This is a genomic window from Mycolicibacterium austroafricanum (genome assembly GCF_902705885.1).
Taxonomy (GTDB): Bacteria; Actinomycetota; Actinomycetes; order Mycobacteriales; family Mycobacteriaceae; genus Mycobacterium; species Mycobacterium vanbaalenii_A.
Window position 1 is genome coordinate 179,471 of sequence record NZ_CACSIP010000056.1, and the last position, 16,547, is coordinate 196,017.

General features: G+C 66.1%; 17 protein-coding genes. 12 read left to right on the forward strand and 5 right to left on the reverse strand.

The genetic code is table 11. From position 1 onward, the window contains the following. The first annotated feature begins 87 nt into the window (after positions 1-87). Positions 88-861 carry a TIM barrel protein gene (locus BEMPMBAN_RS29005; RefSeq protein WP_200846152.1) on the forward strand — a complete coding sequence of 258 codons (774 nt, stop codon included), beginning with the start codon at positions 88-90 and terminating at the stop codon, positions 859-861. Between the two features lie 76 nt (positions 862-937). Here the strand turns inward: BEMPMBAN_RS29005 and BEMPMBAN_RS29010 are convergent, their stop codons facing one another. Next, complete coding sequence (locus tag BEMPMBAN_RS29010; protein ID WP_272952258.1) at positions 938-1,711, reverse strand: GntR family transcriptional regulator; 774 nt, start codon at positions 1,709-1,711, stop codon at positions 938-940. 111 nt (positions 1,712-1,822) lie between these two features. On the opposite strand from BEMPMBAN_RS29010, the gene iolC reads away from it, so the two are divergent. From iolC to BEMPMBAN_RS29040, 6 genes are read left to right on the forward strand one after another with little or no spacing between them, the layout of a single operon-like run. Continuing rightward, positions 1,823-2,821: a 5-dehydro-2-deoxygluconokinase gene (iolC, locus tag BEMPMBAN_RS29015; protein WP_159234925.1), complete on the forward strand. Its 999-nt coding sequence runs from the start codon at positions 1,823-1,825 to the stop codon at positions 2,819-2,821. Continuing rightward, a complete protein-coding gene (locus tag BEMPMBAN_RS29020) occupies positions 2,814-3,698 on the forward strand; it encodes a Cgl0159 family (beta/alpha)8-fold protein (RefSeq protein WP_159234926.1) in 885 nt (294 codons plus the stop codon). The genes iolC and BEMPMBAN_RS29020 overlap by 8 nt, the downstream gene beginning before the upstream one ends. Continuing rightward, complete coding sequence (gene iolB, locus BEMPMBAN_RS29025; protein WP_159234927.1) at positions 3,695-4,597, forward strand: 5-deoxy-glucuronate isomerase; 903 nt, start codon at positions 3,695-3,697, stop codon at positions 4,595-4,597. The genes BEMPMBAN_RS29020 and iolB overlap by 4 nt, the downstream gene beginning before the upstream one ends. Before the next feature lie 10 nt (positions 4,598-4,607). Next, positions 4,608-6,557 carry a 3D-(3,5/4)-trihydroxycyclohexane-1,2-dione acylhydrolase (decyclizing) gene (gene iolD, locus BEMPMBAN_RS29030; protein ID WP_159234928.1) on the forward strand — a complete coding sequence of 650 codons (1,950 nt, stop codon included), beginning with the start codon at positions 4,608-4,610 and terminating at the stop codon, positions 6,555-6,557. 2 nt (positions 6,558-6,559) lie between these two features. Beyond that, the gene (locus BEMPMBAN_RS29035) at positions 6,560-7,573 is read left to right on the forward strand and encodes a Gfo/Idh/MocA family protein (RefSeq protein WP_159234929.1); all 1,014 of its coding nucleotides are present in this window, start codon (positions 6,560-6,562) and stop codon (positions 7,571-7,573) included. A 29-nt stretch (positions 7,574-7,602) separates the two neighbouring features. Continuing rightward, positions 7,603-7,749, forward strand: a complete 147-nt coding sequence (locus tag BEMPMBAN_RS29040) for a hypothetical protein (protein ID WP_159234930.1) — start codon at positions 7,603-7,605, stop codon at positions 7,747-7,749. A 234-nt stretch (positions 7,750-7,983) separates the two neighbouring features. On the opposite strand, the gene trxA is transcribed toward BEMPMBAN_RS29040, so the two are convergent. From trxA to BEMPMBAN_RS29055, 3 genes are read right to left on the reverse strand one after another with little or no spacing between them, the layout of a single operon-like run. Next, positions 7,984-8,346, reverse strand: coding sequence for a thioredoxin (gene trxA / locus BEMPMBAN_RS29045; protein WP_159234931.1), 363 nt, complete (start codon positions 8,344-8,346; stop codon positions 7,984-7,986). A gap of 57 nt (positions 8,347-8,403) precedes the next feature. Then, complete coding sequence (locus BEMPMBAN_RS29050; RefSeq protein WP_200846153.1) at positions 8,404-9,603, reverse strand: NAD(P)/FAD-dependent oxidoreductase; 1,200 nt, start codon at positions 9,601-9,603, stop codon at positions 8,404-8,406. A gap of 13 nt (positions 9,604-9,616) precedes the next feature. Continuing rightward, positions 9,617-10,996 carry an MBL fold metallo-hydrolase gene (locus BEMPMBAN_RS29055; protein WP_159234932.1) on the reverse strand — a complete coding sequence of 460 codons (1,380 nt, stop codon included), beginning with the start codon at positions 10,994-10,996 and terminating at the stop codon, positions 9,617-9,619. Positions 10,997-11,200: 204 nt separating this feature from the next. Between BEMPMBAN_RS29055 and BEMPMBAN_RS29060 the strand changes: the two genes are divergently transcribed. The 5 genes from BEMPMBAN_RS29060 (at position 11,201) to BEMPMBAN_RS29080 (ending at position 14,205) form a co-directional block, all read left to right on the forward strand. After that, positions 11,201-11,794 (forward strand): rhodanese-like domain-containing protein, encoded by a 594-nt coding sequence (locus BEMPMBAN_RS29060; protein WP_159234933.1) that lies wholly within the window; start codon positions 11,201-11,203, stop codon positions 11,792-11,794. A 5-nt stretch (positions 11,795-11,799) separates the two neighbouring features. Then, positions 11,800-12,699, forward strand: a complete 900-nt coding sequence (locus BEMPMBAN_RS29065; protein WP_159234934.1) for a sulfite exporter TauE/SafE family protein — start codon at positions 11,800-11,802, stop codon at positions 12,697-12,699. 31 nt (positions 12,700-12,730) lie between these two features. Then, positions 12,731-13,003: a metal-sensitive transcriptional regulator gene (locus BEMPMBAN_RS29070; protein WP_159234935.1), complete on the forward strand. Its 273-nt coding sequence runs from the start codon at positions 12,731-12,733 to the stop codon at positions 13,001-13,003. Between the two features lie 120 nt (positions 13,004-13,123). After that, a complete protein-coding gene (locus tag BEMPMBAN_RS29075) occupies positions 13,124-13,873 on the forward strand; it encodes a peroxiredoxin (protein WP_200846154.1) in 750 nt (249 codons plus the stop codon). Next, positions 13,873-14,205 (forward strand): rhodanese-like domain-containing protein, encoded by a 333-nt coding sequence (locus BEMPMBAN_RS29080; RefSeq protein WP_159234936.1) that lies wholly within the window; start codon positions 13,873-13,875, stop codon positions 14,203-14,205. Before BEMPMBAN_RS29075 ends, BEMPMBAN_RS29080 begins: the two co-directional genes overlap by 1 nt. Before the next feature lie 64 nt (positions 14,206-14,269). Here BEMPMBAN_RS29080 and BEMPMBAN_RS29085 read toward each other — a convergent pair whose 3' ends face one another. Continuing rightward, entirely contained in the window at positions 14,270-16,444 is a 2,175-nt protein-coding gene (locus tag BEMPMBAN_RS29085; protein ID WP_159234937.1) for a glutamine synthetase III family protein, read from the reverse strand. Positions 16,445-16,547: the final 103 nt, after the last annotated feature.

The window sequence follows — 16,547 nt, forward strand, 5'->3', positions numbered from 1 at the left end:
ACGGCCCACGGTACGGACCATTTCCAGCGCGAGAGCGGAGACACGCATGCCCCGACACATGGATCTGCCACTGACGGGGACACCCCGGTGAGCGCCTTTGAGCTCGCGGTGTCGTCGGAGATGGTCTTCACCGAGCTGCCGATACTCGACCGCGTCCGCCGCATCCACGACCTCGGCTTCGCGGTCGAGATCTGGAGTTGGCACGACAAGGATCTCGACGCGTTGGCCGCCACGGGCGCCACGTTCACGTCGATGACCGGTTATCTGCACGGCGACCTGATCGACCCGGCGTCCGCCGACGAGGTGATCCGCACCGCCGAGGCGAGCATCGAGGCCGCAAAGAGGCTGGGAGTGACCCGGCTCAACCTGCACACCGCCGAACTCGTCGACGGTCAGGCCGCCCGCCCTCGGCAACGCGCCACCGGCCAGATGTGGCTCACCGCGGCGCGCACGCTGGAGCGCATCGGCGAGCTCGGCGCCGCGGCCGGTGTGACGTTCTGCGTGGAGAACCTCAACACGGTCGTCGACCACCCCGGGGTGCCGCTGGCCCGCGCCAAGGACACCCTGGCGCTCGTCGAGGGCGTCGCGCACCCGAACGTGAAGATGATGCTGGACCTCTACCACGCCCAGATCGGCGAGGGAAACCTCATCGAGTTGGTGCGCCGCTGCGGCGACGCCATCGGCGAGATCCAGGTGGCCGACGTCCCGGGCCGCTGCGAGCCCGGCACCGGTGAGATCAACTACCCGGCGATCGCCGAAGCGTTGCGCGCCATGGGATATACGGGCACCGTCGGGCTGGAGGCGTGGGCGTCCGGCGACAGCGAGGCGGCGCTGCAGTCCTTCCGGGCCGCGTTCTCCTGACCCCCGCCGGAACGGTATTCCAAGCGGGAAATCTCGAAAAATCCTCGCCTGGAATAACGTTCCGGCGAGGGGTGGGCTAGCGGTCGACGAGCGTGGTGTCGAAGTAGTAGCGCGACGCCCGGTAGCAGTGGTTGCCGAACTCGACCGCCACTCCGGAGTCGTCGAACGCGGTGCGCGCCATCGTCAACAACGGAGCGTTGGGTTTCTCGTCGAGTAGCTGCGCCTCGCTGCGGGTGGCACCTCGGGCGCCGATCCGTTGACGCGCCAGCCGGATGTGCACGCCACGGGCCCGCATCGACTGGTACAGCCCGGTGCCCTCCAGTTCGTCCGCGCCGGGCGCGATCTCCACCGGCAGGTGATTGATCATCACAGCCAACGGCTCACCGTTGGCGCAGCGCAGACGCTGGATGGAGACCACCTCGCGGTCCTCGGCCAGGTTCAGCTCACGGGCGACCTCCTCGTCGGGCTTGCCGACGCGGTAGTCGAGCAGCCGGGTGGTGGGCTCCTGACCGGCACGTGCGAGATCGTCGAACAGACTGGTCAACTCGACGCGGCGGTGCACCGGATTCTGGACCACCTGGGTGCCGACGCCGCGCTTGCGCACCAGCAGTCCCTTGTCCACGAGTTCCTGGATGGCCCGCCTGGTCGTGGGACGCGACAAGGTGAGTCGCTTGGCGAGCGCGAGTTCGTTCTCGAAACGGTCGCCGGGCGCGAGTTCGCCCTCGCGGATGGCGGTCTCGATCGCCTGAGCGAGCTGATAGTAGAGAGGAACAGGGCTTGACCTGTCGAGCTCCACTGTCAGGGGCACGTCGCGCTCCGATCTCGAGGGGCCAGCCAAGGGTAGCTGCATCCTAGCATTTCATGATTGAAAGATAGAATGTCAGGACAAAATATTGACACCGTGTGGTGACGCGGGGCACAGTCTTCATCAGCCACCCACCTACCCGTCGGAGTGACTTTGATGACCAATCAGCCATATGACGTGCTCGCGATCGGGCGATGCGGCGTCGACGTGTACCCACTGCAGGTGGGTGTCGGCCTCGAGGATGTCGAGACCTTCGGAAAGTTCCTCGGCGGCAGCGCCGCGAACGTCACGGTGGCCGCCGCGCGCCTGGGCAATCGTGCCGCGCTGATCTCCGGCGTCGGCGACGACCCGTTCGGACGGTTCGTGCGTGCCGAACTCACCCGCCTCGGCGTGGACAACCGCTACGTCACCACCCACGGACAGTTCCCGACGCCGGTGACGTTTTGCGAGATCTTCCCTCCCGATGACTTTCCGCTCTACTTCTACCGCAAGCCCAGCGCCCCCGATCTGCAGATCAGCACGCAGGACGTCGACGCCGACGCAGTGCGCTCGGCGCGACTGTTCTGGGCGACGGTCACCGGCCTGTCCGAGGAACCAAGTCGCACGGCGCATTTCGCGGCATGGGCGGCGCGCGATGAGCGCTTGCGCGAAGAGAATGGGCAGAGCCGCAGTCCACTGACGGTCCTCGATCTGGACTACCGGCCGATGTTCTGGGCGTCGCCGGCCGCCGCGACCGAGCAGGTGCAGCGCGCCCTGACCCACGTCACCGTCGCCGTCGGCAACCGCGAGGAGTGCGAGATCGCCGTCGGCGAATCGAACCCGCACAAAGCCGCCGATGCGCTGCTCGACCTCGGCGTCGAGTTGGCGATCGTCAAGCAGGGCCCCCGAGGTGTGCTCGGTAAGAGCCGGCAATCCTCGGTCACCGTGGCGCCCAACGAGGTTGACGTCGTCAACGGCCTCGGGGCCGGGGATGCGTTCGGCGGCAGCCTGTGCCATGGCCTGCTCAACGGGTGGCCCCTGGAGAAGACCCTTCGTTACGCCAATGCCGCCGGGGCCATCGTGGCCGGCAGGCTCGAGTGCTCGACCGCCATGCCGACCTCCGCAGAGGTGGCCGAGCTGGCAGAGCAGACCGCACTGGGAGCCGTCAATGTCTGACACCGCGCTGTGCAGTGACTATTCCGCCATCACCGATCTGCGCTCCGGCGATCCGGGCGCTGTCGCCCGCGCGTGGGAGAACCGCACCACCCGCCCGACGGTGCGCGGCGACGGACGGCTGATGATCGTCGCCGCCGACCACCCGGCCCGCGGTGCGCTCAGTGTCGGCTCACGACCGACCGCGATGAACAGCCGCACCGACCTGCTGGACCGGCTACGCGCGGCCCTGGCCGAACCCGGCGTGGACGGGGTGCTGGCCACCGCCGACATCCTGGACGATCTGCTGCTGCTGGGCGCGCTCGAGGACAAGGTGGTGTTCTCCTCCTTCAACCGCGGCGGGCTCGCCGGATCGTCGTTCGAGCTCGACGACCGGATGACCGGCGCCACTGCGGCCTCCACTGCCGCCGCGAAGATGAACGGCGGAAAGATGCTGTGCCGCATCGATCTCGACGATCCCGGCACGGTGACCACGCTGGCGTCGTGCGCGCAGGCCGTCGACGCGCTCGCCGCCCACGGTCTGATCGCGATGCTGGAACCCTTCATGTCCTCCCGGGTCGACGGCAAGGTGCGCAACGACCTGAGTCCCGACGCGGTGATCAAGTCGGTGCATATCAGCCAGGGACTGGGGGCCACGTCGGCCTACACCTGGATGAAGCTGCCGGTGGTTCCTGAGATGGACCGGGTGATGGATGCGACGACCATGCCCACCCTGTTGCTCGGCGGCGATCCGACCGATCCCGACGAGGCGTTCGCGAACTGGGAGAAGGCGCTCGCGCTGCCGTCGGTGCGTGGCCTGATCGTCGGCCGGACGCTGCTGTACCCATCCGACGACGACGTGAGCTCGGCCGTCGCCACCGCGGTGTCGCTGGTCCGATGAACAGCGACCTCTACATTCCGGCGGGCAGCGCCTCCGCACCGTTCACCGTCGCCATCACCCCGCAGGATGCCGGGTGGGCGGAGTCGTCGCTGCACGTCGTCGACCTCGGCGACGGTCAGGATCTTTCCCTGCACACCGGCGACGACGAGGTGATGATCCTGCCTCTGGCAGGTGGCGCTGCCGTCGAGTGCGCCGGCAAGTCGTTCGAACTGAGCCCGCGCGCTTCGGTCTTCGACGGTCCGGCCGACATGGTCTATCTCGGGATCGACCAGTCCTACACGCTGTCGGGTCGCGGCCGGATCGCGATCTGCGGCGCGCGGGCCACTCGGGCGGGGCGGCGCTTCCCCAATCGCCGGGTCGCAGCCGCCGATGTGGCGGTCGAACTGCGCGGCGCGGGCAACTGCAGCCGCCAGGTGCACAACTTCGGCACCGCGACGGCGTTCGAGGCGGACTCACTGATCGCGTGCGAGGTCATCACCCCCGGCGGCAACTGGTCGAGCTACCCCGCGCACAAACACGACGAGAACACCGACGTGGAAACCCAGCTCGAGGAGATCTACTACTTCGAGATCGCCGACAGCCCCGTCGGCACACCGGGTTTCGGATACCACCGGGTGTACGGCACGCCGGAGCGTCCCATCGAGGTCCTCGAGGAGGTCCGTACCGGCGACGCTGTGCTGGTCCCGCACGGCTACCACGGGCCCTCCATCGCCGCACCGGGTCACCACATGTACTACCTGAACGTGATGGCCGGCTCCGGGCCCGACCGCGCCTGGCTCATCTGCGACGATCCCCGGCACACCTGGCTGCGCGGCAGCTGGGAACACGAGGAGATCGACCCGCGTCTGCCCTTCCCTGCTTCCTCCGCGACTCGACCGCCGGCTGCGCCGGCTGGATAGGAGCCCGACCATGGTTTCCACCGCTCCGAAGTCGACCGAGAAACTCGTCGACACCGAACCGACCGTGCGTCTGACCGTGGCCCAGGCCACCGTCCGGTTTCTGGCCAACCAGTACGTCGAGCGTGACGGTGAGCGGCACAAGTTCTTCGCCGGGTGCCTCGGCATCTTCGGTCACGGCAACGTGGCGGGCGTGGGCCAGGCGCTGCTGCAGGACGAACTAGAGGCGCACGAGGCCGGCGTCGAGCCCGGACTGAAATACGTCCTGGGCCGCAACGAGCAGGCCATGGTGCACACCGCTGTGGCTTACGCCCGCCAGCAGGACCGCCTGCAGGCATGGGCGGTCACCGCGAGCGTCGGTCCCGGGGCGACGAACATGCTCACCGGAGCGGCGCTGGCGACCATCAATCGTCTCCCGGTATTGCTGCTTCCCGCAGACACATTCGCCACGCGGGTGAGTTCGCCGGTGCTGCAGGAACTGGAGCTCCCCTCCAGCGGCGACGTCACCGTCAACGACGCGTTCAAGCCGCTGTCCCGCTACTTTGACCGGGTGTGGCGCCCCGAGCAACTCCCGGCCGCGTTGTTGGGCGCGATGCGAGTCCTGACCGACCCCGTCGAGACAGGGGCAGCGACCGTCGCCCTGCCGCAGGATGTGCAGGCCGAGGCGTTCGACTGGCCCGAAAGTCTGTTCGCCCAAAGAACCTGGCACATTGCCCGCCCGCTGCCGGAGCGTTCGGTGATCGCCCGCGCGGCCGAGATCATCCGCTCGGCCACCAAGCCGCTGATCGTGGCCGGTGGCGGCGTCATCTACTCCGGCGCCAGTGACGTTCTGGCCGATGTGGCGGCACGCACCGGAATCCCGGTGTGCGAGAGCCAGGCCGGCAAGGGGTCGCTGCTGCACGAGCACCCGCAGAGCGTCGGCGCCGTCGGCTCCACCGGCACCACCGCCGCCAACGCGCTGGCCAGCGAGGCCGATGTCATCATCGGCATCGGCACCCGGTACAGCGATTTCACGTCGGCGTCGCGGACCGCGTTCAACAATCCCGACGTCCGATTCGTCAACATCAATGTGGCGTCGCTGGACTCGGTCAAGCAGGGTGGTATCAGCGTGGTGTCGGACGCACGCGAGGCGCTCGAGGCGCTGGACTCGGCTCTGGCCGGTTACACGGTCAGCGATGGATATCGCGCCCGGGTCAGCGAATTGACGATCGAGTGGAACGACACCGTCTCTCAGGTCTACCGCACCGAAGACGGCGGCGCGCTCAACCAGAACCAGGTGATCGGGCTCGTCAACACGCTGTCCGATCCGCGCGACGTGGTGGTGTGCGCTGCCGGATCGATGCCCGGGGACCTGCACAAGATGTGGCGGACGCGGGACCGCAAGGGCTACCACGTCGAGTACGGGTACTCCTGCATGGGCTATGAGATCGCCGGTGGCATCGGGGTGCGGATGGCGGCCCCGGACCGCGACGTGTTCATCATGGTCGGCGACGGGTCCTATCTGATGATGGCCACCGAGCTGGCGACCGCGGTGCAGGAAGGCGTCAAGGTCATCCCCGTGCTGGTGCAGAACCACGGCTTCGCGTCCATCGGCGGGCTGTCGGAATCGTTGGGCTCACAACGGTTCGGCACGGCCTACCGCTACCGCGGCGAGGACGGCCGCCTCGACGACGGCAGGCTCCCGGTCGATCTCGCCGCCAACGCCGCCAGCCTGGGTGCAGACGTCATCCGCGTGTCGACGGCCGCCGAGTTCTCCGATGCGGTGAAGGTGGCCAAGTCAGCCGATCGCACCACGGTGATCTACGTCGAGACCGACCCGTTGATCTACGCGCCCGACAGCCGATCCTGGTGGGACGTCCCGGTCAGCGAGGTGTCGACACTGGCGTCCACGCAGTCGGCGTATGCGCGCTACGCGGACTGGAAGAAGGTCCAACGACCGCTGATCAACCCGTCGGATCGCTGACCATGCACAGCAGCACAGATCTCAGGGTCGCCGTACTGGGTGTCGGCGTGATGGGCGCCGACCACGTCGCCCGGATCACCTCGCGGATCTCCGGCGCCCGGGTGAGCGTCGTCAACGACTACATCACCGAGAAGGCCGAGCAGATCGCCGCCCAGATCGACGGTTGCCGTGCGGTGCCCGATCCGCTCGAGGCGATCGCCGATGCACAGGTGGATGCCGTGCTGCTGGCCACCCCCGGTGCGGTCCACCTGGAGCAACTGCTGGCCTGCCTGGAGCACGGCAAGCCGGTCCTGTGCGAAAAGCCCTTGACTACAGACGTTTCGACGTCGCTGGACATCGTCCGCCGCGAGGCCGGGCTGGAGCGGCCGTTGATCCAGGTCGGGTTCATGCGTCGCTTCGACGACGAGTACATGCACCTGAAGGCGCTGCTCGACGGTGGTGAGCTGGGTCGGCCGCTGCTCATGCACTGCGTGCACCGCAACGCCAGTGTGCCGTCTTACTTCGACAGCTCGTTGATCGTCAAGGACTCGCTGGTGCACGAGGTCGACGTGACTCGATTTTTGTTCGACGAGGAGATCGCGAGCGTGCAGATCATCAAACCGTTCTCGAATCCCGCGGCGCCGGAAGGCGTCATCGATCCTCAGATCGCGGTCCTGAGGACCGCCTCGGGAAAGCATGTCGACGTCGAACTCTTTGTCACCACCGGCGTGGCCTACGAGGTTCGCACCGAAGTGGTTGGCGAGAAGGGCAGCGCGATCATCGGCCTGGACATCGGACTGATCCGTAAATCTGCCCCGGCCACCTGGGGCGGGCAGGTGACGCCCGGTTTCCGTGAACGCTTCGGCCGCGCTTACGACACCCAGATCCAGCGCTGGGTGGACGCCGTCCGGGGCGGGACCAACGTCGACGGCCCCACTGCCTGGGACGGTTACGCGGCCGCCGCGGTGTGCGCCGCGGGCGTCGAGTCCCTCGAGTCCGGGCTGCCCGTCGAGGTGCAACTCGCAGAACGTCCCTGACCGAAACATCATTCAGAAAGATGAAACCGATGACGAACACGATTTCCCATTGGGTCGCCCACGGCACCGGCGGCGTCAACTTCTACACCCGCCAAATAGCCATCACCCAACGCTGGCTCGACCCCAGCTCACGCACCTCCGGCGGCATCAACCTCGGCTTCCCCCAAAACCAGTAGCCCACTGGGCAACGAACGGTTCACCGCCGAGCAGTCAGCGACGCCACCAGGACCTCGCAACACGGGCACGTGGCTGCGGTGCGGAATCCCGCCCGCAGGTGCATTGCTGCGCTGCGGGCACCGAACGCATCACCTCGTCGACGTGTCGGCCGCACCCGGCCCAGCCAGTCTTTCCACACTTGGGACACTTCTCGGGGTAGCACATGGATTCTCCTGGAGTGAAAAGAGATTCGGTCAGGATGTCGCGGCGGCGATTTTGGCGCGTACGTCGTCCATGTCGAGCGCCTTCACCCTGGTGATGAGGTCCTCGAGCGCCGCGGCCGGCATCGCTCCCGGCTGGCGGTAAACGAGGATGCCGTCACGGAACGCCATGATCGTCGGGATCGCCTGGATGTCCAGATCCGCGCCAATCTGTTGCTGGGCTTCGGTGTCGACTTTGGCGTGTACCACGTCGGGGTGTGACTGCGAGGAGCGCTCGAAGACCGGGGCGAAGGCGCGGCACGGGCCACACCATGACGCCCAGAAGTCGACGAGCACGATGGGATTCTCGTCGATGGTGGTCTCGAAGTCGGCGGTGGTCAGGTTGCTGATTGTCATTGTGTTTCCTTTCTCGGTATGTCGTTCTCGGTATGTCTTTGTGTGACAGTTGATTTCTCAGGCGCGGCCCTTGAGCATCAGGTTCCAGTACATGAACGGCAGCCCGTACTTTTTGAGGTACCAGTACGCCCGGTGCGGTGTGGTCGGGTTGAGCAGCGGGATCGACGGTTCCAGGTTCAGGTCGTAGTCGAACTCGGCGAGCAGCATCGCGTGCGAGGATGTGACGATCGGGCACGACGAGTACCCGTTGTACGACGCGCGCAGCGGCTGCTTTTTCAGGTACGCGTCGATGTTGTCGACCACCACCGGGGCCTGTTTGCGGATCGCGGCACCGGTTTTGGAGTTCGGCGATGATCCGGCGTCGCCGAGGCTGAATACGTTGGGGTAGCGCACGTGCTGCATGGTGTGCTTGTCGATGTCGACGTATCCCCCAGCGTCGCCGGTCGACAGCGGGCTGGACTTGATCCAGTCCGGCGCCGACTGCCGAGGTACCGCATGCAACACGTCGTAGGACAGCATGGTGTCGGTCCCGCCGGCGGCGACGCTGGTGATGGCGACTTTGTGTGCCGCCGCGTCGACGGAGGTCACCTCCGCGTTGGTGTGCACGGTGATGCCGTAATCGGCGATGACTTTGTCGAGGCTGTCGGCGATCGCCGCAATCCCGAACGGTCGCGCCCCCGGCATGACGAGGTGGACGTCGATGTCGTCGAGCACCCCCTGGGACCGCCAGTAATCCGACGCCAGGTAGGCGATCTTCTGCGGAGCGCCGGCACACTTGATCGCGCCCGAGGGAACCGTGAACACCGCGGTACCCGAACGCATGTCCCGGATGTAGTCCCAGGTGCGCGGGGCCAGGTCGAACCGGTAGTTCGACGACACCCCGTCACGACCCAGGGCATCCTCGAGGCCCTCGGTGCTGTTCCAGTCGAGCTGGATGCCCGGGCAGACCACGAGCACGTCGTAGGCGTAGGTCGCCCCGTCGGCGCAGCTGACTGTGTTGTTGTCCGGGTCGACGGCCGTCGCGGCGTTCTTGATCCATCGCACCCCCTTCGGCATCACCGAGGCTTCCGGCCGTGCGGTCGTCGAGGCCTTGGCCTGACCGCCGCCGACCAGGGTCCACAGCGGCTGGTAGTAGTGCGTGTCCGAGGGGTCGATGACGGCGACGTCGTCGTGCCCCTTGTGCAGCAGGCGTGCGGCGACGGTGATTCCAGCGGTGCCCCCGCCGACGATGACGACCCGGTGTTTCGCGGTGATCATGATGCCCTTTCGCTCAGGCGTTCTGGTGGGTGTCTTCCCAGGCGCCGTAGCCGCCCAGGATGTCGCTGACATCGGCGAAGCCGTTCTGCCGCAGCAGACTCGCGGCCACCGAGGACCGGTAACCACCGGCGCAGTACACGACCGTCGGTTTGGCCGGGTCCAGTTCGTTCAGCCGACTCGGCAGCTGACCCACCGGGATCGCGATCGCGTTCGGGATGGTTCCCGCCGCCACCTCACCCGGGTTTCGCACATCGACGACCTGCAGGTCGTTCAGTTCTGCTGCACGCTCGTCGAATGCTCTGGCGGTCAGGCGAGATGCGATCTGGACGTCACCTTGGTGGGTGAACATCACCTCGAACGGCCGGTCCAGATAGCCGATGACCCGGTCGAAACCGATTCGGGCAAGCCGGTTCTTACCTTCCAGCTCCTGCCCCGGCTCGGTGAAGAGCACGATGTCGACGTCTGATGGCAGGACCGACCCGGCGAACTCGGCATAGCGACCCTCGAGCCCGACGTTGACCGCGTCACGCAGATGACCCTGGGCGAACTCCTCAGGGGTGCGCCCATCGACCAGCACCGCGCCGCGGTCGACCGCCTCGCGGACCTGCTCATAGGTCATCGGCGTGGGCATCTTGGTCTCGTCGAGCAACTCACGATCCTTACGGTTGAGGATCGCGTCATACACGAAGTACCCCGGTGCCGGCGGCTGCCCTTCGGTGACGAGGTCCATGAAGGTGGCCTTGTCGGGCGCCCGCAGCGCGTAGTTGGTTTCCTTCTGCTCCCCCATCGTCGACCACAGGTCGGTGGACAGGTTCTTCCCGCATGCCGAGCCCGCACCGTGGGCCGGGTACACCCGGGTCGCATCCGGCAGCGTCATCAGCTTGGTGTGCAGCGAGTCATAAAGCTTGTCGGCCAACTCCTCACGAGTGAACCCGATCGAAGCCAGCAGATCCGGCCGGCCCACATCGCCGATGAACAACGCATCACCGGTCAGGACACCGTAGGGAACGTCGTCACCGGGATGCTCGTAGACCACAATGCTCAACGATTCGGGTGTGTGGCCCGGGGTATGGCGGAACTCCAACATCACCTCACCGAGCGAATAGCGTTCTCCATCAGCGACGCCCATCGACTCGAACTCGGTCTCAGCGACCGAGGAGTACACGATCTTCGCGCCGGTCGCCTTAGCCAACTCCAGATGACCCGACAAGAAATCGGCGTGGAAATGGGTCTCGATCACCAGCTCGATCGTGTAACCGAACTCCCTGGCATCAGCCAGATACTCAGCCACATCACGCTGCGGATCAACAACCACCGCACGCCCAGTCGTCTCGTCAGCAATCAGATACGACGCATGAGACAGGCAATCCAAGTAGTACTGAATGAACTTCATCGCTCTCTTCTCTCTGTTGATGCGGTGGTCATGCCATCTTCGCATATACCCCTATGGGTATAACATACACCCCCCGGGGTATCTAGCCGCACACTTGACAATACCGGTGGGGGTATGTCTAGCATGAGTACGAACATACCCCCGGTGGTATCAGAGCTCTAGAGGCTTTGGTCACCGTCGGCCCTCCTGGAAAGGACCACTGATATGACCGCGCCAGCCATCATCGATTCGCAGAACCTCAGCGACCTGCTCGGCTCGACCACCCCGCCGCGGGTGCTCGACGTCCGCACCCCGGGCGAGTTCGAAACCGCCCACATCGCCGGGGCGTACAACGTGCCGCTGGATCTGCTGCGCGAACACCGCGACGAGATCATCAAACACCTCGACGAGGACGTCGTGCTGGTCTGCCGCTCCGGTCAACGCGCCGCCCAAGCAGAGGAAACCCTGCGCACCGCCGGCCTGGGCAACGTGCACATCCTCGACGGCGGCATCACCGCCTGGGAAACCCGGGGCTTCGCGGTCAACCGCGGCGCACCACGTTGGGACCTCGAGCGCCAAGTCCGCCTCGTCGCCGGCTCGATCGTGCTCTCCAGCATCCTGGCCAGCATCGCCCTACCCAAAGCCAAATGGGTGGCCGCCGCGATCGGCGGCGGACTGACCTTCGCCTCGGTGACCAACACCTGCGCGATGGGCATGGCACTGTCCAAGCTGCCCTACAACCGCGGCGCCACCTGCGACGCCCCCACCATCGTGTCCCAACTCGTCGGATCTGCCCCCACCGACCCGAAAGCCCGGTAGCGACCATGATCGCGCTGACCATCGGGCTGGCCGTCTTCGTCGGCATCGCCCTCGGGCTCCTCGGCGGCGGCGGCTCCATCCTCACCGTCCCGCTGCTGGCCTACGTCGCCGGCATGGACGCCAAACAAGCCATCGCCACCTCACTGCTCGTCGTCGGCGCCACCAGCGCCATCGGCGCCATCTCCCACGCCCGAGCCGGCCGCGTCCAATGGCGCACCGGCCTGATCTTCGGCGCCGCCGGCATGGCCGGCGCCTACGCCGGCGGCATCCTCGCCCGCTACATCCCCGGAACCGTGCTACTCATCGGCTTCGCCGTAATGATGATCGCCACCGCCATCGCCATGCTGCGCGGCCGCAGGAATGCCGAGACCTCCGAAGGCGAACATCGGCTGCCGATACCCAAAATCATCGCCGAAGGCCTGGTGGTCGGCCTGGTCACCGGCCTGGTCGGCGCCGGCGGCGGCTTCCTCGTCGTCCCCGCCCTCGCACTACTCGGCGGACTACCCATGCCCCTCGCCGTCGGCACCTCACTAATCGTCATCGCCATGAAATCCTTCGCCGGCCTCGCCGGATACCTCACCAGCGTCCACATCAACTGGACCCTCGCCCTAGCCGTCACCACCGCCGCCGTCCTCGGCGCCCTCATCGGCTCCCGCCTCACCGCACTCATCAACCCCGACGCCCTACGCAAAACCTTCGGCTGGTTCGTCCTGGCCATGTCCTCAGTCATCCTCGCCCAAGAAATCCACCCCGCCGTCGGAATCACCGCCGCAGCCCTCACCGCCACCGCAGCCGGGCTGCACCTAGCCTGCACCCGAAAAAACATCTGCCCACTGCGCCGACTGACACCCGGCCGGCGGGAGCCCGCGGCCACCGGTCAACCCGCCACACACACCACCTCATGACCATTCGACGCAAAGAAAAGGAGGATCCGACATGGCCGCTGACCAGATCGCCGAAGCCGAGGTACTGAACCGGTTGCGGCGCGCCCAGGGACAACTGGCCGGCGTGATCTCGATGATCGAACAGGGCCGCGACTGCAAGGACGTGGTCACGCAGCTGGCCGCGGTGTCGAAGGCGCTGGACCGCGCCGGGTTCAAGATCGTCGCCACCGGGATGCGGGAATGCGCCACCGGCGCCGCCGCCACCGGCGACCATACGCCGATGACCGAGGCCGAGCTTGAAAAGCTCTTCCTCGCACTGTCGTAACCCCGCTAGGCAGCGCTGCGATCGACCTCCTCCTTCACGCCGAACTTTGGGACCCCGACCAAGGTGGGACAGCCCTGAGAGACTCCACCCCACCACTAAGAGAAAGCGAAATGAATCACTATGACAATCAACGAGATTCCCACCCCGACCACGAACTCGACCGCCGTAACGGGCATGCCGCGCATCGGCGACCCAGCGCCGGCCTTCACCGCCGTGACGACCCAGGGTGACATCAACTTCCCTGCCGACTACGCCGGGAAGTGGGTCGTCTTCTTCTCTCATCCTGCCGACTTCACCCCGGTCTGCACCAGCGAGTTCATGACGTTTGCGTCGATGCAGCAGGAGTTCGCGGCCTACAACACCGAGCTGGTCGGCCTCTCAGTCGACGGGCTGTACAGCCACATCGCCTGGCTGCGAACCATCAAGGACAAGATCACCTTCCGGGGTATGAAGGACGTCGAGGTCACCTTCCCGCTCATCGAGGACATCTCGATGAAGATCGCCGAGATGTACGGGATGATCATGCCCGGCGAGGACTCCACCAAGGCGGTACGCGCGGTGTTCGTCATCGACCCGGAGGGCAAAATCCGCACGGTCATCTACTACCCACTGAGTCTCGGCCGCAACTTCGACGAGTTGCTTCGCGTCGTCAAGGCACTGCAGACCGCCGACCACTTCTCGGTCGCGACACCGGCCGACTGGCGACCCGGCGACTCGGTCATCGTTCCCCCTGCCGGCTCCTGCGGCACCGCCAAGGAACGCATGGACGGCCACGACGAGGGCGTCAAGTGTGAAGACTGGTTCTTCTGCACCAAAGAGATCGCTGCCGCCGACATCGAGTCTGCGATCCGCGTGAGAGGCAAGGCGTGATGGACGTATTGGAAATCGATCCGAACGGGGCGATGGGGCTTGTCGACGAGTCCGGCGCCACCCTGCTCGACGTCCGCGAGGACGACGAGTGGACCGCCGGACACGCTCCCGGTGCAGTCCACGTGCGGCTTGGTCAACTCGATCCGCGCACCTTCGACGCCACCGTGCCGGTTGTCGCGGTGTGCCGTTCGGGCAACAGATCTGGTTCAGCGGCAAGAAAACTCGCGGCCGCCGGTGTCACTGTCTACAACCTGGTCGGCGGCATGAAGGCGTGGCGGAAGGCCGGGAGACCAGTGATCCGCGACGACGGTACGGCCGGCACGGTTCTCTGATCGCCAACGACAGCGCCGGCGCCCCCGTGATCCGAGGGCGCCGGCGTCGGTGAAGCGATGGCAATCAGAGGATGTAGAGCATCTCCTGGTAGGTCGGCAGCGGCCACAGATCGTCGGCGACAACGCCTTCCAACGCGTCGGCTGCGGTGCGCACCGCGTCCATCAGCGGCAGCAGGCTCTGCGCGTGAGCGGCTTCCTCGCCGGCCGAGTCGCCACCGTGCACACCCGTCGCCGTTTTGAGTGCGCTCAGCGCACTCGTCAGCTCCGAGATGGGCGCGGAGATCGCCGACAACATCGTCATGTCCGGTTCGATGCCGGCTGCCTTCAACGTCGCCACGTTCTGCGCCAGCTCGGTCTGGTAGCGAATCGCCGCGGGAAGGACCACCGTCGACCCCACCTCGAGGGTCAGCTTCGCCTCGACGGCCACGGTCAGCGCGTACATCTCGTACCGGACCTCCACCCGGCTCTGCAGCTCACGCGCGCTGAACACGCCGTACTTCTCGAACACCTCGATCGCCTCGGGCTTCACCAGCTCCGGAATGGCGTCGAGTGTGGTCTTGAGGTTCGGCAGCCCACGTTCGGCGGCCTCGATCTGCCAGTTCTCCGAGTAGCCGTCCCCGTTGAACACCACCGCGCCGTGCTCGGTGATGATCTCGGTGAGCAGCTTCTGCACCGACATGTCGAAGTCCTCGCCTGATTCGGCGGCACTCTCCAGCCAGGTCGCCATGTAGTCCAGCGAGTCGGCCATGATCGTGTTCAGAATGATCATCGGCACGTTGATGGTCTGCCCGGAGCCCGGCGCACGGAACTCGAAGCGGTTGCCGGTGAACGCGAACGGGCTGGTGCGGTTGCGGTCGCCCGGGTCGGTCGGCAGCACCGGAAGCGTGTCGACACCGATCATCATGCTGCCCTTGCCCTTGGACGACGTCGCAGCACCCTTGGCGATCTGCTCGAACACATCGGCGAGCTGGTCGCCGAGGAAGATCGAGATGATGGCCGGCGGGGCCTCGTTGGCGCCGAGGCGGTGGTCGTTGGTAGCCGAGGCCACCGACACCCGCAGCAGACCCGAGAACTTGTGCACGGCACGGATGACGGCTGCGCAGAAGACCAGGAACTGGGCGTTCTCATGCGGGGTGTCGCCGGGCACCAGCAGGCTGCCGAACTGCGCGTTGCCGAGCGAGAAGTTGACGTGCTTGCCCGATCCGTTGACGCCGGCGAACGGCTTCTCGTGGAACAGGCATTCCATGCCGTGCTTCTTGGCGATGGTCTTGAACATGGTCATCAACAGCTGCTGATGGTCGGCGGCGATGTTGGCACGCTCGAACATCGGGGCGATCTCGAACTGCCCGGGGGCGACCTCGTTGTGCCGGGTCTTGGCCGGGATGCCGAGCTTGAACAGCTCACGCTCGGTGTCCATCATGAAGGCCAGCACCCGGTCGGGGATGGCGCCGAAGTAGTGGTCGTCGAACTCCTGGCCCTTGGGCGGCTTGCAGCCGAACAGGGTGCGGCCGGCGTTGATCAGATCCGGACGGGCCAGGAAGAAGTGCCGGTCGACCAGGAAGTACTCCTGCTCGGGGCCGCAGAAGGACACGATGTTGTCAAAATCCTTGTGCCCGAACAGCTTCAGGATGCGTTCGGCCTGGGCGCCCATGGCCTGCTGGCTGCGCAGCAACGGCGTCTTGTAGTCCAGCGCCTCACCGGTCATCGACACGAAGACCGTCGGGATGCACAGCGTGTTGCCGTTCGGGTTCTCCAGGATGTACGCCGGGCTGGTGACATCCCAGCCGGTGTAACCCCGGGCCTCGAAGGTGCTGCGCAGGCCGCCGGAGGGGAAGCTCGAGGCATCGGGCTCACCCTGAATCAGGGTCTTGCCGGCGAATTCGGCGAGCGTGGTGCCGTCGCCCACCGGATCGAGGAAGCTGTCGTGCTTCTCAGCGGTAAGCCCCGTCATCGGGTAGAAGACGTGCGCGTAGTGGGTGGCACCCTTCGACAGCGCCCAGTCCTTCATCACCGAGGCGACCGAGTCGGCGATCGCCGGATCCAGCTTGGCGCCCTTCTCCATCGTCGCGACCATGGACTTGTAGACCGACTTGGGCAGCCGCAACCGCATCTCGGCCAGCGTGAAGACGTTGGCACCGAAGATCTCGCCGGGGGCCTCTCCGGGATCGAAACTGATGGGGGGAGGCACATACGCCTCGACGCTGTTGATCGCCTGCAGGCGTACCGCATTTCCGCTCAATGGACTTCCTATCACCGCTGGTGTCCGCGCGTGGCTTGACGGACAGTTGACCGGCCCACAGTAGGGAGGGCGCGTTCCGGGATTGTTACGTCAGCGTCAACGG

Coding starts and splice junctions, on each gene's coding strand:
- BEMPMBAN_RS29050 (WP_200846153.1), bottom strand. CDS start 9,603: ATGATCACCGCGAAACACCGGGTCGTCATCGTCGGCGGGGGCACCGCT.
- BEMPMBAN_RS29040 (WP_159234930.1), top strand. CDS start 7,603: ATGACGAACACGATTTCCCATTGGGTCGCCCACGGCACCGGCGGCGTC.
- BEMPMBAN_RS29070 (WP_159234935.1), top strand. CDS start 12,731: ATGGCCGCTGACCAGATCGCCGAAGCCGAGGTACTGAACCGGTTGCGG.
- iolB (WP_159234927.1), top strand. CDS start 3,695: ATGAACAGCGACCTCTACATTCCGGCGGGCAGCGCCTCCGCACCGTTC.
- BEMPMBAN_RS29010 (WP_272952258.1), bottom strand. CDS start 1,711: ATGCAGCTACCCTTGGCTGGCCCCTCGAGATCGGAGCGCGACGTGCCC.
- BEMPMBAN_RS29075 (WP_200846154.1), top strand. CDS start 13,124: ATGACAATCAACGAGATTCCCACCCCGACCACGAACTCGACCGCCGTA.
- trxA (WP_159234931.1), bottom strand. CDS start 8,346: ATGACAATCAGCAACCTGACCACCGCCGACTTCGAGACCACCATCGAC.
- iolD (WP_159234928.1), top strand. CDS start 4,608: ATGGTTTCCACCGCTCCGAAGTCGACCGAGAAACTCGTCGACACCGAA.
- BEMPMBAN_RS29080 (WP_159234936.1), top strand. CDS start 13,873: ATGGACGTATTGGAAATCGATCCGAACGGGGCGATGGGGCTTGTCGAC.
- BEMPMBAN_RS29055 (WP_159234932.1), bottom strand. CDS start 10,996: ATGAAGTTCATTCAGTACTACTTGGATTGCCTGTCTCATGCGTCGTAT.
- iolC (WP_159234925.1), top strand. CDS start 1,823: ATGACCAATCAGCCATATGACGTGCTCGCGATCGGGCGATGCGGCGTC.
- BEMPMBAN_RS29035 (WP_159234929.1), top strand. CDS start 6,560: ATGCACAGCAGCACAGATCTCAGGGTCGCCGTACTGGGTGTCGGCGTG.
- BEMPMBAN_RS29060 (WP_159234933.1), top strand. CDS start 11,201: ATGACCGCGCCAGCCATCATCGATTCGCAGAACCTCAGCGACCTGCTC.
- BEMPMBAN_RS29020 (WP_159234926.1), top strand. CDS start 2,814: ATGTCTGACACCGCGCTGTGCAGTGACTATTCCGCCATCACCGATCTG.
- BEMPMBAN_RS29065 (WP_159234934.1), top strand. CDS start 11,800: ATGATCGCGCTGACCATCGGGCTGGCCGTCTTCGTCGGCATCGCCCTC.